General features: G+C 62.1%; 14 protein-coding genes. All 14 read left to right on the forward strand.

Annotated elements, in window-relative coordinates:
• The first annotated feature begins 153 nt into the window (after positions 1-153).
• The 14 genes from rfbF to pseI are packed head-to-tail and all read left to right on the forward strand — an operon-like array spanning position 154 to position 15,488.
• Positions 154-927, forward strand: a complete 774-nt coding sequence (gene rfbF / locus AC1MDC_RS19680) for a glucose-1-phosphate cytidylyltransferase (protein WP_480393525.1) — start codon at positions 154-156, stop codon at positions 925-927.
• A complete protein-coding gene (rfbG, locus tag AC1MDC_RS19685) occupies positions 909-1,991 on the forward strand; it encodes a CDP-glucose 4,6-dehydratase (protein WP_085703333.1) in 1,083 nt (360 codons plus the stop codon). The genes rfbF and rfbG overlap by 19 nt, the downstream gene beginning before the upstream one ends.
• Positions 1,988-2,548 carry a dTDP-4-dehydrorhamnose 3,5-epimerase gene (gene rfbC, locus AC1MDC_RS19690; RefSeq protein WP_085710436.1) on the forward strand — a complete coding sequence of 187 codons (561 nt, stop codon included), beginning with the start codon at positions 1,988-1,990 and terminating at the stop codon, positions 2,546-2,548. Before rfbG ends, rfbC begins: the two co-directional genes overlap by 4 nt.
• Positions 2,545-3,771, forward strand: coding sequence for a methyltransferase domain-containing protein (locus AC1MDC_RS19695; RefSeq protein ID WP_480393526.1), 1,227 nt, complete (start codon positions 2,545-2,547; stop codon positions 3,769-3,771). Before rfbC ends, AC1MDC_RS19695 begins: the two co-directional genes overlap by 4 nt.
• Entirely contained in the window at positions 3,768-4,619 is an 852-nt protein-coding gene (locus AC1MDC_RS19700) for an NAD-dependent epimerase/dehydratase family protein (protein WP_480393527.1), read from the forward strand. The genes AC1MDC_RS19695 and AC1MDC_RS19700 overlap by 4 nt, the downstream gene beginning before the upstream one ends.
• Entirely contained in the window at positions 4,616-5,689 is a 1,074-nt protein-coding gene (locus AC1MDC_RS19705; protein ID WP_085699495.1) for a class I SAM-dependent methyltransferase, read from the forward strand. The genes AC1MDC_RS19700 and AC1MDC_RS19705 overlap by 4 nt, the downstream gene beginning before the upstream one ends.
• Positions 5,690-5,706: 17 nt before the next feature.
• Positions 5,707-6,444: a cephalosporin hydroxylase family protein gene (locus AC1MDC_RS19710; RefSeq protein ID WP_007958324.1), complete on the forward strand. Its 738-nt coding sequence runs from the start codon at positions 5,707-5,709 to the stop codon at positions 6,442-6,444.
• Between the two features lie 55 nt (positions 6,445-6,499).
• Positions 6,500-9,415 (forward strand): glycosyltransferase family 2 protein, encoded by a 2,916-nt coding sequence (locus tag AC1MDC_RS19715; protein WP_480393528.1) that lies wholly within the window; start codon positions 6,500-6,502, stop codon positions 9,413-9,415.
• A gap of 25 nt (positions 9,416-9,440) precedes the next feature.
• Positions 9,441-10,442, forward strand: a complete 1,002-nt coding sequence (gene pseB, locus AC1MDC_RS19720) for a UDP-N-acetylglucosamine 4,6-dehydratase (inverting) (protein ID WP_480393529.1) — start codon at positions 9,441-9,443, stop codon at positions 10,440-10,442.
• The gene (gene pseC, locus AC1MDC_RS19725; protein ID WP_480393530.1) at positions 10,439-11,596 is read left to right on the forward strand and encodes a UDP-4-amino-4,6-dideoxy-N-acetyl-beta-L-altrosamine transaminase; all 1,158 of its coding nucleotides are present in this window, start codon (positions 10,439-10,441) and stop codon (positions 11,594-11,596) included. The genes pseB and pseC overlap by 4 nt, the downstream gene beginning before the upstream one ends.
• Before the next feature lie 31 nt (positions 11,597-11,627).
• Positions 11,628-12,248: a pseudaminic acid biosynthesis-associated methylase gene (locus AC1MDC_RS19730; protein WP_085699487.1), complete on the forward strand. Its 621-nt coding sequence runs from the start codon at positions 11,628-11,630 to the stop codon at positions 12,246-12,248.
• On the forward strand, positions 12,245-12,940 hold the full coding sequence (pseF, locus tag AC1MDC_RS19735) for a pseudaminic acid cytidylyltransferase (RefSeq protein WP_480393531.1): 696 nt from the start codon (positions 12,245-12,247) through the stop codon (positions 12,938-12,940). The genes AC1MDC_RS19730 and pseF overlap by 4 nt, the downstream gene beginning before the upstream one ends.
• Positions 12,937-14,439: a UDP-2,4-diacetamido-2,4,6-trideoxy-beta-L-altropyranose hydrolase gene (pseG, locus tag AC1MDC_RS19740; protein ID WP_480393532.1), complete on the forward strand. Its 1,503-nt coding sequence runs from the start codon at positions 12,937-12,939 to the stop codon at positions 14,437-14,439. Before pseF ends, pseG begins: the two co-directional genes overlap by 4 nt.
• Positions 14,436-15,488, forward strand: a complete 1,053-nt coding sequence (gene pseI / locus AC1MDC_RS19745) for a pseudaminic acid synthase (RefSeq protein ID WP_480393533.1) — start codon at positions 14,436-14,438, stop codon at positions 15,486-15,488. Before pseG ends, pseI begins: the two co-directional genes overlap by 4 nt.
• The last annotated feature ends 184 nt before the right edge of the window (positions 15,489-15,672 follow it).

Consider the following 15,672-nt stretch of genomic DNA (forward strand, 5'->3'; position numbering starts at 1 on the left):
GGCTGGCGGAGCTGGCGCGTTTCCTGCAAGTCCCCCTCAAATCGCCATAAAACGAGCGCTCGCGGTCATTGACCTGCGCCCGGACTGGCAAGGTTCAGCCGCAAAGGCCTGCAACAGCGAGGCCGAGCCCTGTGACGTAGAAGAGGGGAGACGATGAAGGCAGTTATTTTGGCGGGTGGCCTCGGCACGCGCATCAGTGAAGAGTCGCACCTCAAGCCCAAGCCAATGATCGAGATCGGCGGCAAGCCAATTCTCTGGCACATCATGAAGCAGTATTCCGCCCACGGAATCCACGACTTCGTGATCTGCCTCGGCTACAAGGGCTACGCGATCAAGGACTTCTTCGCCAATTACTTCCTGCACACCTCTGACGTCACGTTCGACATGCGCAACAACCGCATGGACGTTCACCAGAACTACAGCGAGCCGTGGAGCGTCACCCTGATCGACACCGGCGAGGAAACCATGACCGGTGGCCGTCTGCTGCGTGCCGGCCGTTACCTCAAGGACGAAGAAGCGTTCTGCTTCACCTATGGCGACGGCGTCTCCGACATCAACATCGCGCAACTGGTCGACTATCACAAGAACCACGGCCGTCTGGCGACCGTCACCGCCGTGCAGCCACCGGGCCGCTACGGCGCCCTTGAGAGGCAGGGCGATCAGGTACTCGGCTTCACCGAAAAACCGCGGGGCGACGGTGGCTGGATCAATGGCGGCTTCTTCGTGCTGTCGCCGAAAGTGCTGTCGTACATCGCCGGCGATGAAACCACCTGGGAAGCCGAACCGCTGGCGCAACTGGCCCAGGACGAACAACTGAAAGCCTTCGAGCACGAAGGTTTCTGGCAGCCAATGGACACCCTGCGCGACAAGAACCATCTCGAAGCGCTGTGGCAGAGCGGGGAGGCCCCATGGAAGCAATGGGTCTGAGTCCGGAGTTCTGGCGCGGCAAGCGGGTTCTGGTCACCGGTCACACCGGTTTCAAGGGCAGCTGGCTGACCCTGTGGCTGCAAAGCCTCGGCGCGCAAGTCAGCGGTTTTTCCCTGGATCCTTCGACCGAACCGAGCCTGTTCGAACTGGCGCGCGTGAGCGAAGGCATCAACGATCAGCGCGGCGATCTGCGGGACCTCGGCGCCTTGCTCGAGATCATCGCCGACACCGAGCCGGAGATCGTCCTGCACCTGGCGGCCCAGCCGCTGGTGCGCGAAGGCTATCGCGATCCGCTCGGCACTTATTCCAGCAACGTCATGGGCACCCTGAACCTGCTCGAAGCGATTCGTCAGGTCGGTTGCGTGCGGGCCTGTGTGCTGGTGACCACCGACAAGGTCTACGCCAACAAGGAATGGCTGTGGCCGTATCGCGAAGACGAAGCCCTCGGTGGCCACGACCCTTACAGCAGCAGCAAGGCCTGCTGCGAGTTGCTGGCGCAGTCTTATGCGGCATCCTTTTTTCCGGCGGACAAGTACGCCGAACACGGCCTGGCGCTGGCCACCGCCCGCGCCGGCAACGTGCTGGGCGGCGGTGATTTCGCGCCGGAGCGTCTGATTCCCGATGTACTGAAAGCCTGGTCCGCAGACGAGCCGGTGACCCTGCGCTACCCGCAAGCCGTACGTCCCTGGCAACACGCGCTGGAGCCGCTGGCCGGCTACCTGCAACTGGCCGCCGGGCTCTACGAACAAGGCCCGGAATACGCCGGGGCGTGGAACTTCGGTCCGGGTGAAGCGGACATGTGCAGCGTCGGCGAAGTGGTCGAACTGCTCGCCCACCGCTGGCCTCAGGCCCGTGGCCTGCGTATCGAAAAGAGTGACTTGCACGAAGCCGGCCTGCTGCGTCTGGACAGCAGTCGCGCGCGTCAGGTGCTGGGCTGGCAACCGCGCTGGTCGTTGCAGCAATGCCTGACCCAGACCCTCGACTGGCATCTGGCGTGGCAGAACGGCGACGACATGCGCACCGTGACCCTCGGCCAATTGAACCTGTACCGGGGCGCGCTGTGAGCGAGTTTTCCTTGAAACAGTTACCGCTGGCCGGGTTATTCAGCGTCCAGCACAAACGCTTCGAAGATCAGCGCGGGCACTTCGCACGGCTGTTCTGCGAGGGCAGCCTGAAAGCGTTCGGCAGCGAATTCCACATCCGCCAGATCAACCATTCCTGCACCCGCGAGAAGGGCAGCGTGCGCGGTCTGCATTACCAGAACGCCAACGCGCCGGAAGCCAAACTGATCACCTGCCTGCGCGGCGAAGTGTGGGATGTGGCGGTGGACCTGCGCCCGGATTCCGAGACCTTCCTGCACTGGCACGCCGAGCACCTGAAGGCCGGCGATGGTCGCAGCCTGTTGATCCCCGCCGGTTTCGCCCACGGTTTCCAGACCCTCACCGACGATGCCGAACTGCTTTACCTGCACAGCGCCGATTACGCGCCGGAGCACGAGGGCGGTCTGTCGGTGAATGATCCACGGCTGGCGATCGCCTGGCCGTTGCCTGTCAATAATTTGTCAGCGCGTGATTCCAGCCATCCCGCGCTCGATCAACACTTTGCTGGAGTGCGTCTATGAACTGCCGTGGGTGCGCCGCACCGCTGAGCCTGCCGCTGATCGACCTCGGCACCTCGCCACCGTCCAACGCCTACGTGCACGCCGATCGGCTGGAGCAGGCCGAACAATGGGTGCCGCTGAAGGTTGCCGTTTGCCAGCAATGCTGGCTGGTCCAGACCGAGGATTACACAAGCGCCGACAGCCTGTTCGACGCCGAATACGCCTACTTCAGTTCGTTCTCTAGCACCTGGCTGGCCCACGCCGAGCGTTATGTGGCCGAGATGGTCGAGCGCTTCGGCCTGACTGCCGGAAGCCGGGTTGTCGAGGTCGCTGCCAACGACGGTTACCTGCTGCAATACGTGGCCGGTCGCGGCATTCAGTGCCTGGGCGTCGAGCCGACCCACAGCACCGCGAAGGCGGCACGGGAAAAAGGCCTGGAGATCCGTGAACTGTTCTTCGGTCGCGACACCGCCGCACAGCTGAAAAGCGAAGGCTGGGCCGCCGACCTGATGGCCGCCAACAACGTGCTCGCTCACGTGCCGGACATCAACGATTTCCTCGGCGGTTTCGCCACGCTGCTCAAGCCGACCGGCGTCGCCACCTTCGAATTCCCGCAACTGCTGACGCTGATGGCCGGCGCGCAGTTCGACACGCTGTACCACGAACACTATTCCTACCTGTCCCTGACTGCTGTGCAGACGTTGTGCGAGCGCAATGGCCTGGAAGTGTTCGATGTCAGTCAGTTGAGCACCCACGGCGGCTCGCTGCGGGTGTTCGTCCAGCGCAAGGACGGCCAACGCCGCGCCGTGCAGCCGGCCGTGCAACAGCAGTTGCAGGCCGAACTCGACGCCGGGGTGAAAACTGCCGAGTACTACGCAACACTGGCGCCGGCTGCCGAGCGCATCAAGCATGACCTGTTGCGCTTCCTGTTGCAGGCCAAGGCCGATGGCAAGCGTGTGGTCGGCTACGGCGCTGCGGCCAAGGGCAACACCTTGCTCAACTACGCCGGGGTCAAGCCGGATCTGCTGGCCTGGGTCGCCGACGCCAATCCGCACAAACAGGGCAAGTTTTTGCCGGGCAGCCGCATTCCGATCGTGGCGCCGGCGCAGATCGATATCGAGAAGCCGGATTACGTGCTGGTGCTGCCGTGGAACCTGCTGCACGAAGTCAGCCAGCAGTTGGCCCAGGTGCGTCAGTGGGACGGCCACTTCGTGATCGCCGTGCCTGAGTTGAGCGTGCTGTGAAAGTCCTGGTCACCGGAGCCACGGGCTTCGTCGGTCGTCACCTGGTCGCGGCATTGCTGGCCCGTGGGTGCACGGTGCGGGCGGTTGCGCGTGATGCACAAAAAGCCGCGGACATGCCATGGATCAATGACGTCGAGTTCGTGAGCGCGGATATTCACGCGGCGGATCTGGATGCCAGCGCGCTGACCCAGGGCGTCGATGCACTCGCGCACCTGGCCTGGCCGGGGTTGCCGAACTACCGGGCGCTGTTCCATTTCGAGCACAACCTGATGGCCGACTACCGCTTCATCAAAGGCGCGGTAGAGGCGGGGGTGAAGCAGGTGCTGGTGACCGGCACCTGTTTCGAGTACGGCATGCAGAGCGGCCCGCTGAGCGAGCAGAACGACGCACAGCCGGCCAATCCGTACGGGCTGGCCAAGCACACGCTGCACCTGTTTCTGCAAAATTTGCAGCAGGAGCATCCGTTCACCCTGCAATGGGCACGGCTGTTCTATCTGCACGGCGCCGGGCAGAACCCCAACAGTCTGTTGGCGGCACTGGACCGGGCAATCGATGCCGGCGATGCGACGTTCAACATGTCGGCCGGCGAACAGCTGCGGGACTTCCTGGCAATTGAAACGGCCACCGCGTACCTCGCCGCGATCCTGCACAAACGCGATTTCGACGGCACGCTCAACTGCGCCAGCGGCCAGCCGGTTTCGGTGCGGGCGCTGGTTGAACAGCGCGTGCGTGAGCGCGGCGCGACCATCGCCCTGAACCTCGGCCACTACCCGTATCCCACCCACGAACCGCTGGCGTTCTGGGCGGTGACCGAGCGCTTGCAACAGTTATTGGGAGAGCCGCAATGAGGCACGAGTTGTATCGGGTTACCGACCTGCCGGTGTTGCAGAACCGCACCTTTGCCGATCCCGAATCGGCGAAGGCATCGGCCAGCGCCGACATGCTGCTGGTGCAGGATGAACGCAGCGGGCTGATCTTCAATGCAGCGTTCGATGCCGACAAACTCAGCTACGACGCCGACTACCAGAACGAGCAGGCCCATTCCGGCCAGTTCCAGAAACACCTGAGCGATGTCGAAGGCATCATTGCCCGGCACTTCAAGGGTCAGGAGCTGATCGAAGTCGGCTGCGGCAAAGGTTATTTCCTCGAGCTGCTCAAAGGCCTGGGCTACCGCATCACCGGCATCGACCCGGCCTACGAAGGCGAGAATGCCGACGTGATCAAGGCCCCGTTCACCCGGGGTCTGGGCCTGGAAGCGGACGCCATCGTGCTGCGTCACGTGCTGGAACACATCCAGGATCCGCTGAGCTTTCTGGCGGTGATCGCCGAAGCCAATCAGGGCGGTGGGCAGATCTACATCGAAGTGCCGTGCTTCGACTGGATCCTCGAACACCGCGCCTGGTTCGACCTGTTCTACGAGCACGTCAATTATTTCCGCCTCGATGACCTGCGCCGGATGTTCGGCACCGTGCACGAGGCCGGTCACCTGTTCGGTGGCCAATACCTGTACATCGTCGCTGACCTTGCCACGCTGCGCCTGACCCCCGAACAACCGGTGCCGCGCCTGGCATTGCCGGACGATTTCACTGCCAGCCTCGAGCGCGCGGTGCAGATCATCCAGGGCGCGCCCGAGCAGGGTTCGGCGATCTGGGGCGCCTCGTCCAAGGGCGTGATCTATTCGCTGTTCCTGCAACGCGCCGGCGTGGCGGTGGACCGGGTGGTCGACATCAACCCGGCCAAGCAGGGGCGTTACCTGCCCCTGAGCGGCGCCCGGGTGTCCTCGCCGCAAGAGGCGATGGATGCCTTGCCCGAGGGCGCCAACCTGTTTGTGATGAATTCCAATTACCTCGAAGAGATCAAGCGGATGACCGGTGGACGTTACGTCTATCACGCCGTCGACAGCGCTTCGTTCCAGTGACCCTTGAGATTTTGAAAATGACCGACAACAGCATCAACAAAGCTTTCGAAGCCGAATGCCGCGAGCAGATCGCCCAACAGGGTGACGACCAGAAACTCACCGGCCTGGCCCGGGATTTCTTCAACGAATCGGCCAAGCACAAGTACAGCTACCACTTCTCGTGGATGGGCCGTCCGATCATCCAGCTGCCACAAGACATGATGGCCATGCAGGAAATCATCTGGCAGGTGAAGCCGGATCTGGTTATCGAGTGCGGCATCGCCCACGGCGGTTCGATCATCTACTACGCCTCGTTGCTGGAGCTGCAGGGTCACGGCGAAGTGCTGGGCATTGACCTGGACATCCGCCCGCACAACCGCGAAGCCATCGAAAGCCATCCGATGAGCAAGCGCATCAAGATGATCGAAGGTTCGAGCATCGACCCGGCCATCGCTGCCCAGGTACGCGCGGCAGCCGAAGGCAAGAAAGTCATTCTGGTACTCGATTCCAACCACACCCACGACCACGTGCTCGAAGAGCTGCGCCTCTACGCGCCACTGGTTTCGGTCGACAGCTACTGCGTGGTGATGGACACCGTGGTTGAAGACATGCCGGCCGACTTCTTCCCGGATCGTCCATGGGGCCCGGGCGACAACCCGAAGACCGCCGTGTGGAAATACCTGGAAGAAAACAAGGATTTCGAGATCGATGTTCAGTTGCAGAACAAGCTGCTGATCACCGTGGCGCCGGACGGCTATCTGCGTCGCGTTCGTTAATTCGCAACATCACAAAAGCGTTGTCTCGGCGAGTCGCCGGTTGTGGAGAGAAGTTATGCAAGGCAAGTTCGGTTCTGAATTGACGCTACCGCTCAACGAGCTGTTGACCGTGGTGCTGATTACGCACAATCGTCCGGCGTTCCTGCGTCGGGCGGTCAAGTACTACAGCAGCCTGCCCTGCAGAATCATGGTGCTGGACTCCACCGCCGAGCGGCCTGAAGGCGACTTTTCTTCGGTCGATTACCACCACGTGCCGCAATTCGCCTATTGGGGCATGCAGGCCAAACTGGCCTATGGCGTGGAGCAACTGACCACGCCATACATGGTGCTGGCAGCCGATGACGACTTCATCCTGCACGATTCGCTCGCCGAGTCGGTGGGCTTCCTGGAGGCGAATCGCGACTACGGCATGTGCCACGGCTACTGCCTGATGTACCTGACACTGGCCGGTGGCGTGAGCTACTACCGTCGCGACAAGAAAGTGCAGGAGGACTATGCGTCCGAGCGGGCGCAGGATCGGGTCCTGGACTACATGAGTCAGTACATCCCGCCGTTCTATGCGGTGACCCGTACCGACCTGATGAAAACCTGGCATTCGGCATTGCCGCCGGGCACCAGTTTCCAGTGGCAGGAAATCGGCCATGTTTACTTCCTGCTGGCCAGTGCCAAGGCACGGATCCTGCCGATACCGTATGTGGTGCGGGAGATCAACTATGGCAACTCCGAGCACAGCACCGAGGTGTACCACTCGCTGACTTACATCGATCCTAAATCGGTGGCCGAGCGCGAAGCCTTCGCCGAGTTTCTGGCGCGATTGCCGACAGGTATCAAGGATCTGAATGCAGAGCAGGGCAAGGCCTTTGCCCTCAAAAGTTTCGAGGCGATGGTCGACAGCCTTCAAACCAATCGGGCCCTGACGGCAGAGCTGATTATCCAGTCCACCTGGAACCAGGAACTCAAGCGTCCGGATCGCCGTTTCGGACCTCTGCAGTACGTCGAAATGCCGTTCTACAACCAGGCGTTCTTTGATCGCCTCGCGCAGTTTGAATTCATGCTGCACGCGATGCCGGCCGGCCGCATTCAACTGGAAGGTCTTGAAGGGGTGTGGACCCGTCAGGCGCATCTGATCGAGGCGCGCAACAACGATACCCCTGAAAGTGTGCTCGACCGTCTGTGGCAGGCCCACGACCTCAACGCGTTCAACCGCACCGTCGCCAAACGCCTGGCGGTGCAACTGGAACTGTCTGGCGAGGATGACGAAGCGCAGACGATGCGTGACTGGATCGCCCGCATGGAAGCGTTGACCGTCGCCGACCATCAGCAGGTGTTTGACAAGATGCAGTCCGGGCGTCTGCTCAAGTGGCTGGCGTCGCGTCAGGCGGATGCCGGGCAGATCGCGTCGATTACCGAACACCTGGCCGCCAACGGTGGTGGCCCGCAGTTCGGCATCTTCCTGGTGGACATGGATAACGATATCGACAAGTTGCAGGTCAGCCTCGACAGCCTGCTCGAAGGTCAATCCAAGGCGTTCCGCATTGTCGTGTTCACCACTGGTGACGCCCCGGCAGCGACCACTGCGCAGAACACCCTGCACTTTGTCCGTGTTACGCCGGACAATCTTGTCGACAAGCTTAACCAGAGCGCTCGTCAGTCGCCTTGCGACTGGTTGCTTCTGGCCGAAGCGGGGGATGAGTTCACCGCCGGCGGCCTCTTGCGCGCCAGCCTGGACTTGATGAATGCCGACGGCATCAATGCCGTTTCCACGGACGAGATCCAGCGACGGGAAAACGGTGCGCTGATGGACGTGTTCCGTCCGGGCTTCAATCTCGACCTGTTGCTGAGCCTGCCGGGCCTGATGGCGCGGCACTGGCTGGTCCGGCGTGAAGTGCTGCTGGAAGTCGACGGCTACCGAGCCGATTTCAGCAAGGCGCTGGAGTTCGACCTGCTACTGCGCATCATTGAGCAAGGTGGCCTGAACTGCCTGGCGCACCTCGATGAACCGCTGCTGATCACTCAGGCACCACAGCTGGAAGAGAACGCCCATGAGCGTCTGGCATTGCTGCGTCATCTAGGCAACCGCGGTTACAAAGCCAAGGTCACGTCGGCGCTGCCGGGTGTTTACCAGATCGATTATCACCACAGCGATCGTCCTCTGGTGTCGATCGTTATAGCGGCCGGGGACGATCTGCCTGCTCTGCAACGTTGCCTGGAAGGTGTGCTGTTGCGCACCCGTTATCACAAGTACGAAATCCTGATTGCAACCAAGGCTTCTCAATCGGCCGAGGTCAATGACTGGCTCGGGACTTATCAGCATCCGAAAGTCAGTGTGCTGCGTGCTGATCAATCGCTCAGCGCGCCCGCACTGTGCAACGCGGCCAGCCAGCAAGCTCAGGGCGAGTTCCTGGTGCTGTTGGCGGCGGACGCCGAAGTGGTCAACCCGAACTGGCTCGACTCGCTGCTCAACCATGCTCTGCGTCCGGAAGTCGGCGTAGTTGGCCCGAAACTGGTCGACCGCGACGGCAAGGTCAGCCAGGCCGGCCTGATCCTGGGCATGAACGGTGGCGTCGGTTCGGCATTCGTCGGCGAGAAACACGATGCCGAAGGCTATCTGTACCGGTTGTCCGTAGATCAGAACTACTCGGCGGTTTCGAGCGTATGCCTGATGGTGCGCAAAGAATTGTTCGAGGCTCTGGGCGGTCTGGACGACAGCACGTTCGCTGCCGGCTTCAGCGATGTCGACCTGTGCCTGAAGGCCGGCCAGGCCGGTTACCTGACCGTCTGGACGCCATCGGTGCAAGTCATCCATCAGGGCGAGATCGATCAGGCAGGCCAGGCACTGGCTGCATTGCAGGAAAAATGGGCGGCGACTTTCGCCGGGGATCAGGCCTACAACGCCAACCTGAGCCTGATCGGCAAAGGCTTTGTTTTGAACGACAGTGCTTCGCTGAACTGGGCACAGTTGATCGCCTAGGTCGACAGGGAACGAGACTCAAGACATGTTCAACGGAAAATCGATTTTCATCTCCGGCGGCACCGGCTCGTTCGGGCGCAAGTTCATTGCGCGCCTGCTCGAGCAATACCAGCCCAAGCGCGTGGTGGTGTTCTCCCGGGATGAGCTTAAACAGTACGAAATGCAGCAGACGTTCAACGCGCCGTGCATGCGTTACTTCCTCGGTGACGTGCGCGACGCCGATCGTCTGCGTCAGGCCATGCGCGGCATTGATTACGTGGTGCATGCTGCGGCGTTGAAGCAGGTGCCGGCGGCGGAGTACAACCCGACCGAATGCATCCGCACCAACGTCAACGGCGCGGAAAACATCATCGCTGCCGCCATCGACAACGGCGTGAAGAAAGTCGTCGCGCTGTCCACCGACAAGGCCGCGAGCCCGATCAACCTGTACGGCGCCACCAAGTTGCTGTCGGACAAGTTGTTCGTTGCGGCCAACAATATCGCCGGCGAACAGCAGACGCGTTTCGCCGTGGTGCGCTACGGCAACGTCGCCGGTTCGCGCGGCTCGGTGGTGCCGTTTTTCAGCAAGCTGATCGCTGACGGCGCGCAGGAACTGCCGATCACCGACGAGCGCATGACCCGCTTCTGGATCACCCTCGATCACGGCGTGCAGTTCGTGCTCGATAGTTTTGCGCGGATGCACGGCGGCGAAGTGTTCGTGCCGAAGATTCCGTCGATTCGCGTGGTCGATCTGGCGCGGGGAATGGCCGAGCACCTGCCGCACAAGAACGTCGGCATCCGTCCCGGCGAGAAACTGCACGAGCTGATGGTGCCGCTGGACGATGCGCGGATGACCCTGGAATTTGCCGATCACTACACGATCCAGCCGTCGATTCGTTTTACCAGCGTCGACGTGGATTTTGCCGAGGACAAACTCGGTGAACGTGGCGTGCCGGTCGGCGAAGATTTCGAGTACCGCTCCGACACCAACCCGCACTTCCTCTCGGTGGGGCAGATCGCCGACCTGCACGCGAAGCTGTCGGTATGATTCCCTACGGTCGGCAAAGTCTCGATCAGACGGATATCGACGCGGTTGTCGAGGTGTTGCAGTCCGACTGGCTCACTCAAGGCCCGACCATCGAACGCTTCGAGCAGGCGGTGGCCGAGCGTTGTCAGGCCGATTTCGCCGTGGCGGTGTGCAATGCCACCGCGGCGTTGCACATTGCCTGCGTGGCGGCGGGGCTGGGCCCGGGTGATCGTTTGTGGACCACGCCGAACACCTTTCTCGCGTCGGCCAACTGCGGCCGTTATTGCGGTGCCGACGTGGATTTCGTGGACATCGATCCGCTGACCTGGAACCTCGATGCCGAAGTTCTGGCGAACAAACTCGATGCTGCCGAACGCGACGGTACGCTGCCCAAAGTGCTGGTGGCGGTGGCGTTCTCCGGGCAGAGCTGCGACATGCGACGGATTGCCGAACTGGCCGAGCGCTACAACTTTACCGTGATCGAAGATGCGTCCCACGCGGTCGGCGCAAGCTATGCCGGACGCCCGGTGGGTTGCGGTGAATTTGCCGCGATGACCGTGTTCAGCTTCCACCCGGTGAAGATCATCACCAGCGGCGAGGGCGGCATGGTGCTGACCAATCGCCCGGAACTGGCCGAGCGCCTGCAACGCCTGCGCAGCCACGGCATGACCCGCGATCCGCAGCAGATGGCCGAGCCCAGCCACGGCCCTTGGTACTACCAGCAGGTCGAGCTGGGCTTCAATTACCGGATCACCGATCTGCAAGCCGCGCTGGGCCTGTCGCAGCTGAGAAAACTGGATGAGTTCATTGCACGCCGTCGGCAACTCGCCGCGCGTTACGACCGTCTGCTGGCGTACCTGCCGGTCACCGTGCCGAGCATCCAGCCGGACGCCGAATCGGCCTGGCATCTTTATGTGGTGCGTTTGCAGACCGAGCGCATCAGCCTCAGTCACCGTCAGGTATTCGAAGGCTTGCGCGCCGCCGGTATCGGCGTGAACCTGCACTACATTCCGCTGCATTTGCAGCCGTACTATCGTGACCTGGGTTTTGCCGAGGGCGACTTTCCCGAAGCCGAGCGTTATTACGCCGAAGCGATCAGTCTGCCGCTGTTTCCGTTGCTGAGCGATCAGCAGCAGGACTACGTGGTCGAGCAATTGCGTCGGTTGACTGAATGATTGCCGCCGCGGCGGTGGATGGAAAACGGTAATGCGTGATCTGAGCGAGCAGGAACAATTCTGGCAGGGCGAGTTCGGCAACCAGTACGTTGACCGCAACGTCGGCCAGCCACTGGTGGCGGCCAATCTGGCGTTGTTCGCCAAGGCGCTGACCCGGGCCGGGCGGATCGACAGCCTGCTGGAACTGGGCACCAATGCCGGCAACAACTTGCAGGCATTGCGTCAGCTGTTGCCGCGCTGCGAACTGTTCGGAGTCGAAATCAACGCCAGCGCCTGTGCCCAGGCCCGGGCGCTGGAGATTGCGAACATCTGGCACGGCTCGCTGTTCGACTTTCCCCGTGAGCGCCAATACGATCTGACCCTGAGCAAAGGCGTGCTGATCCATCTGGCGCCGGAGCTGTTGGCGACGGCCTATGCGCAACTGTATGAGTTGAGTTCGCGCTACATCCTGATCGCCGAGTACTACAATCCGTCGCCGGTGGAGGTGTCCTATCGCGGCAACAGCGGCAAGCTGTTCAAGCGCGACTTCGCCGGGGAAATGCTCGATCGCTATCCTGATCTGCAACTGCTGGATTACGGCTTCGGTTATCACCGCGATCCGCAATTTCCGGTGGACGACATCACTTGGTTCCTGCTGGAAAAACGTCCTTGAACAACGTCGCAATCATCCCGGCCCGCGGGGGCAGTAAACGCATCCCGCGCAAGAATCTCAAACCGTTCGACGGTGTGCCGATGATTGTCCGCTCGATACGCATCGCCCTTGATTCAGGGTTGTTCGAGCAGGTGGTGGTCAGCACCGACGATGCAGAGATCGCCGACGTGGCGCGGGCCAACGGTGCTGACGTGCCGTTCATGCGTCCGGCGCAGTTGGCCGATGATTTCACCGGCACCGCAGCGGTGATCGTGCATGCCTTGCAGCAACTGCCGGCCTTCGATTACGCCTGCTGTGTGTACGCCACCGCGCCGTTGTTGCAGGCGCGGTTTCTGCGTCAGGGCTTTGAATTGCTGGCGCAGCATCCGGACAAGTCCTTTGCTTTTTCAGTCACCGATTTCGGCTTTCCGGTGCAGCGCGCCTTGACCCTCGACGGACAGGGTGCGTTGACGGCGTTGTACCCCGAATTTCGCAATACCCGTTCACAGGATCTGCCGGCTGCCTTTCAGGATGCCGGCCAGTTCTATTGGGGGCGCAGCGAAGCGTGGCTGGGGGGCGAGGTGCTGTATTCGTCGGCCAGCCTGCCGGTGATCCTGCCCCGGTATCTGGTGCAGGACATCGATACCGTCGAAGACTGGAAACGCGCTGAATACCTTTACGCCGCCCTCAAGGCTGGCGGAGAGCTGCAATGAGAGTACTGATCCGCGCTGACGCCTCGCCGACCATCGGCAGCGGCCATATCGCCCGGTGCCTGACGCTGGCGCGAGTACTGCGCACGCAAGGCAGCCATGTCGCGTTCGCCTGCCGTCGGTTGCCCGGCCATCGGCTCGATGCGTTGCAGAGCGAAGGCTTCGAGACCTTCGCGTTGCCGGATCGCTATGCCGGTGAAGACCCGGAGCAGGCCATCGAATCGATGCTGCCGTGGCAGGCGGATATCGATGCGCTGGCAATGCAACTGGAAGGGCAGCCTGAGTTTGACTGGGTGATCGCCGACCATTACGGCCTCGATCATCACTGGCAGACCGCTGCCCGTCGTTTTGCCCCAAGGATCGCCGCCGTCGACGATCTGGCGACCCGTCGCTACAGCGTGGATCTGCTGCTCAATCAGAATCTGTCGGGGCTCAGCGAAAACTATCAGCCGCTGCTGCCCGCCGGGTGCCGGACGCTGCTCGGCCCGCGCTTTGCCATGCTGCGTGAAGAATTCAGCGGCCCGACCATCGAGATCAAACCCGCGGCGCGTCGGGTACTGGTGAATTTCGGCGGTTTCGATGCGGCGCGCCAGACCCATCACGCGATGCTGGCGCTGGCGGATTTTTCGGCGCTTGAAGTGGATTTCGTCGCCGGCGCCGACAACCCGGCCTGGGCAGAGATGCAGGCGCTGGCCGAATCGCGGCCGCACTGGCGTCTGCACAGCTTCGTCAGCGATTTTCATCGGCGTATGACCGAGGCCGACCTGTTCATCGGTGCCGGCGGCGGCACCAGTTGGGAGCGTGCAGCTCTGGGCCTGCCGACGATCTGCATTGCGGTATCGAACAACCAGCAGGCCAACGGCGAGGTGATGGCGGCGGCCGGAGCGCATGTGTTTATGGGCGCGCGAGAGCAGGTGAGTGTCGAGCAACTGCGTGATGCCATCGGTTTTGTCGTCGACAATTTTTATCTGCGTCAGAGCCTGGCCGAGCGTTCACGACAACTGGTCGACGGGCGCGGTGCGTTGCGGGTAGCGGCGGCACTGGTCGGTGCGGTGCTCAAGTTGCGCCTGGCGACGCCGGATGACGCGCAATTGTTGTTCGACGGGCGCAATGCGGAGGCGGTGCGCCGCTGGTCACTGGACAGCGGCGTGATCGATTGGTCGCAACATCTGAACTGGCTGGATGCGAGCCTGCGCAATCCTCAGCGGTTGTTGCTGGTGGCCGAAGCAGATGACGGCCCGGTCGGCGTCCTGCGCTACGATTTGCGCGGCCTGGAGGCAGAGGTTTCGCTGTATCTGCTCGAGGGGCGTTTCGGTCTGGGTTGGGGCAGGGCGTTGCTGGCGCAGGGTGAGGCTTTTGTGTCTGCGCATTGGCCGCAGATGACCGCCATCACCGCCCAGGTGCTGCCGGCCAATCGGCCCTCGATGAATGTTTTTCGTGACGCCGGGTTCACTCAGAGTGCCTGTGCGTTCACCAAGGTTTTGAAGGAATCCCGTCAATGAGCAGTTTCAAGATCGGCAACCGCCGGATCGGTGCCGATGCGCCGCCGTTCATCATCGCCGAAATGAGCGGCAACCATAACCAGTCGCTGGACGTCGCCTTGCAGATTGTCGAGGCGGCGGCAAAGGCCGGTGCCCATGCCTTGAAGCTGCAAACCTACACCGCCGAAACCATGACCCTGGATCTGGCTGAAGGCGAATTCTTCATCAAGGATCCGAACAGTCTGTGGGCCGGTACCTCGCTCTACGACCTGTATGAAAAGGCCCACACGCCCTGGGAATGGCATGCGCCGATCTTCGCCCGGGCCAGGGAACTGGGCATGCTCGCGTTTTCGACGCCGTTCGACGACAGCGCCGTGGATTTCCTCGAAAGCCTCGATGTGCCGGCTTACAAGATCGCCAGTTTCGAGAATACCGATCTGCCGTTGATTCGCCGTGTCGCAGCGACCGGCAAACCGCTGATCATTTCCACCGGCATGGCCAGCATCGCCGAACTCGACGAAACCGTGCGCGCTGCCCGCGAGGCCGGGTGCAAGGATCTGGTACTGCTCAAATGCACCAGCACTTACCCGGCGACCCCGATCAACAGCAACGTGCGCACGATCCCGCATTTGCGTGAGCTGTTTGGCTGTGAGGTCGGGCTGTCCGATCATTCGATGGGTGTCGGCGTATCGGTGGCGGCGGTGGCCCTCGGCGCCACGGTGGTGGAAAAACACTTTACCCTCGACCGTTCAGCCGGTGGCGTGGACGCCAGTTTCTCACTGGAGCCGGCGGAGCTGGCCAGCCTGGTGGTCGAGACCGAACGCGCCTGGCAGGCCATGGGCCAGGTACATTACGGCGTGACCGAGGCTGAGCAGAAGTCGCTGGTTTACCGTCGGTCGCTGTACGTCACGGCCGATATGGCGGCCGGTGAACCCTTTACGGCGGCCAATGTGCGCGCCATTCGTCCCGGTCTCGGTCTGCCGCCCAGGCACACCGATGCCGTCCTCGGCCGCCGCGCGCGCGCGCCGATCAAACGCGGCACGCCACTGGACTGGTCGCTGGTCGAATAACCCGATCTGCACCGATTCGGCAAAATAGCGTGACCTGCGAGTCATAACGCGCATCTTCACTGTATTGTATTGACCGGGGAGATGGCGCCTGGCCCGTTATCGGTTCCAGTGATAGCCCTTTGCGCTCCCCGTGGCTGCCCTTTGTGGCGGCCGTTTTTCTGTTTGTCGGCGCCCCTCGAATCCT

Source organism: Pseudomonas sp. 1 (genome assembly GCF_056626735.1).

What these genes read in the sequence shown, in the direction of transcription:
- rfbF (WP_480393525.1), top strand. Translation starts at nt 154, where the DNA reads ATGAAGGCAGTTATTTTGGCGGGTGGCCTCGGCACGCGCATCAGTGAA.
- rfbG (WP_085703333.1), top strand. Translation starts at nt 909, where the DNA reads ATGGAAGCAATGGGTCTGAGTCCGGAGTTCTGGCGCGGCAAGCGGGTT.
- AC1MDC_RS19695 (WP_480393526.1), top strand. Translation starts at nt 2,545, where the DNA reads ATGAACTGCCGTGGGTGCGCCGCACCGCTGAGCCTGCCGCTGATCGAC.
- AC1MDC_RS19705 (WP_085699495.1), top strand. Translation starts at nt 4,616, where the DNA reads ATGAGGCACGAGTTGTATCGGGTTACCGACCTGCCGGTGTTGCAGAAC.
- AC1MDC_RS19710 (WP_007958324.1), top strand. Translation starts at nt 5,707, where the DNA reads ATGACCGACAACAGCATCAACAAAGCTTTCGAAGCCGAATGCCGCGAG.
- AC1MDC_RS19715 (WP_480393528.1), top strand. Translation starts at nt 6,500, where the DNA reads ATGCAAGGCAAGTTCGGTTCTGAATTGACGCTACCGCTCAACGAGCTG.
- pseB (WP_480393529.1), top strand. Translation starts at nt 9,441, where the DNA reads ATGTTCAACGGAAAATCGATTTTCATCTCCGGCGGCACCGGCTCGTTC.
- pseC (WP_480393530.1), top strand. Translation starts at nt 10,439, where the DNA reads ATGATTCCCTACGGTCGGCAAAGTCTCGATCAGACGGATATCGACGCG.
- AC1MDC_RS19730 (WP_085699487.1), top strand. Translation starts at nt 11,628, where the DNA reads ATGCGTGATCTGAGCGAGCAGGAACAATTCTGGCAGGGCGAGTTCGGC.
- pseG (WP_480393532.1), top strand. Translation starts at nt 12,937, where the DNA reads ATGAGAGTACTGATCCGCGCTGACGCCTCGCCGACCATCGGCAGCGGC.
- pseI (WP_480393533.1), top strand. Translation starts at nt 14,436, where the DNA reads ATGAGCAGTTTCAAGATCGGCAACCGCCGGATCGGTGCCGATGCGCCG.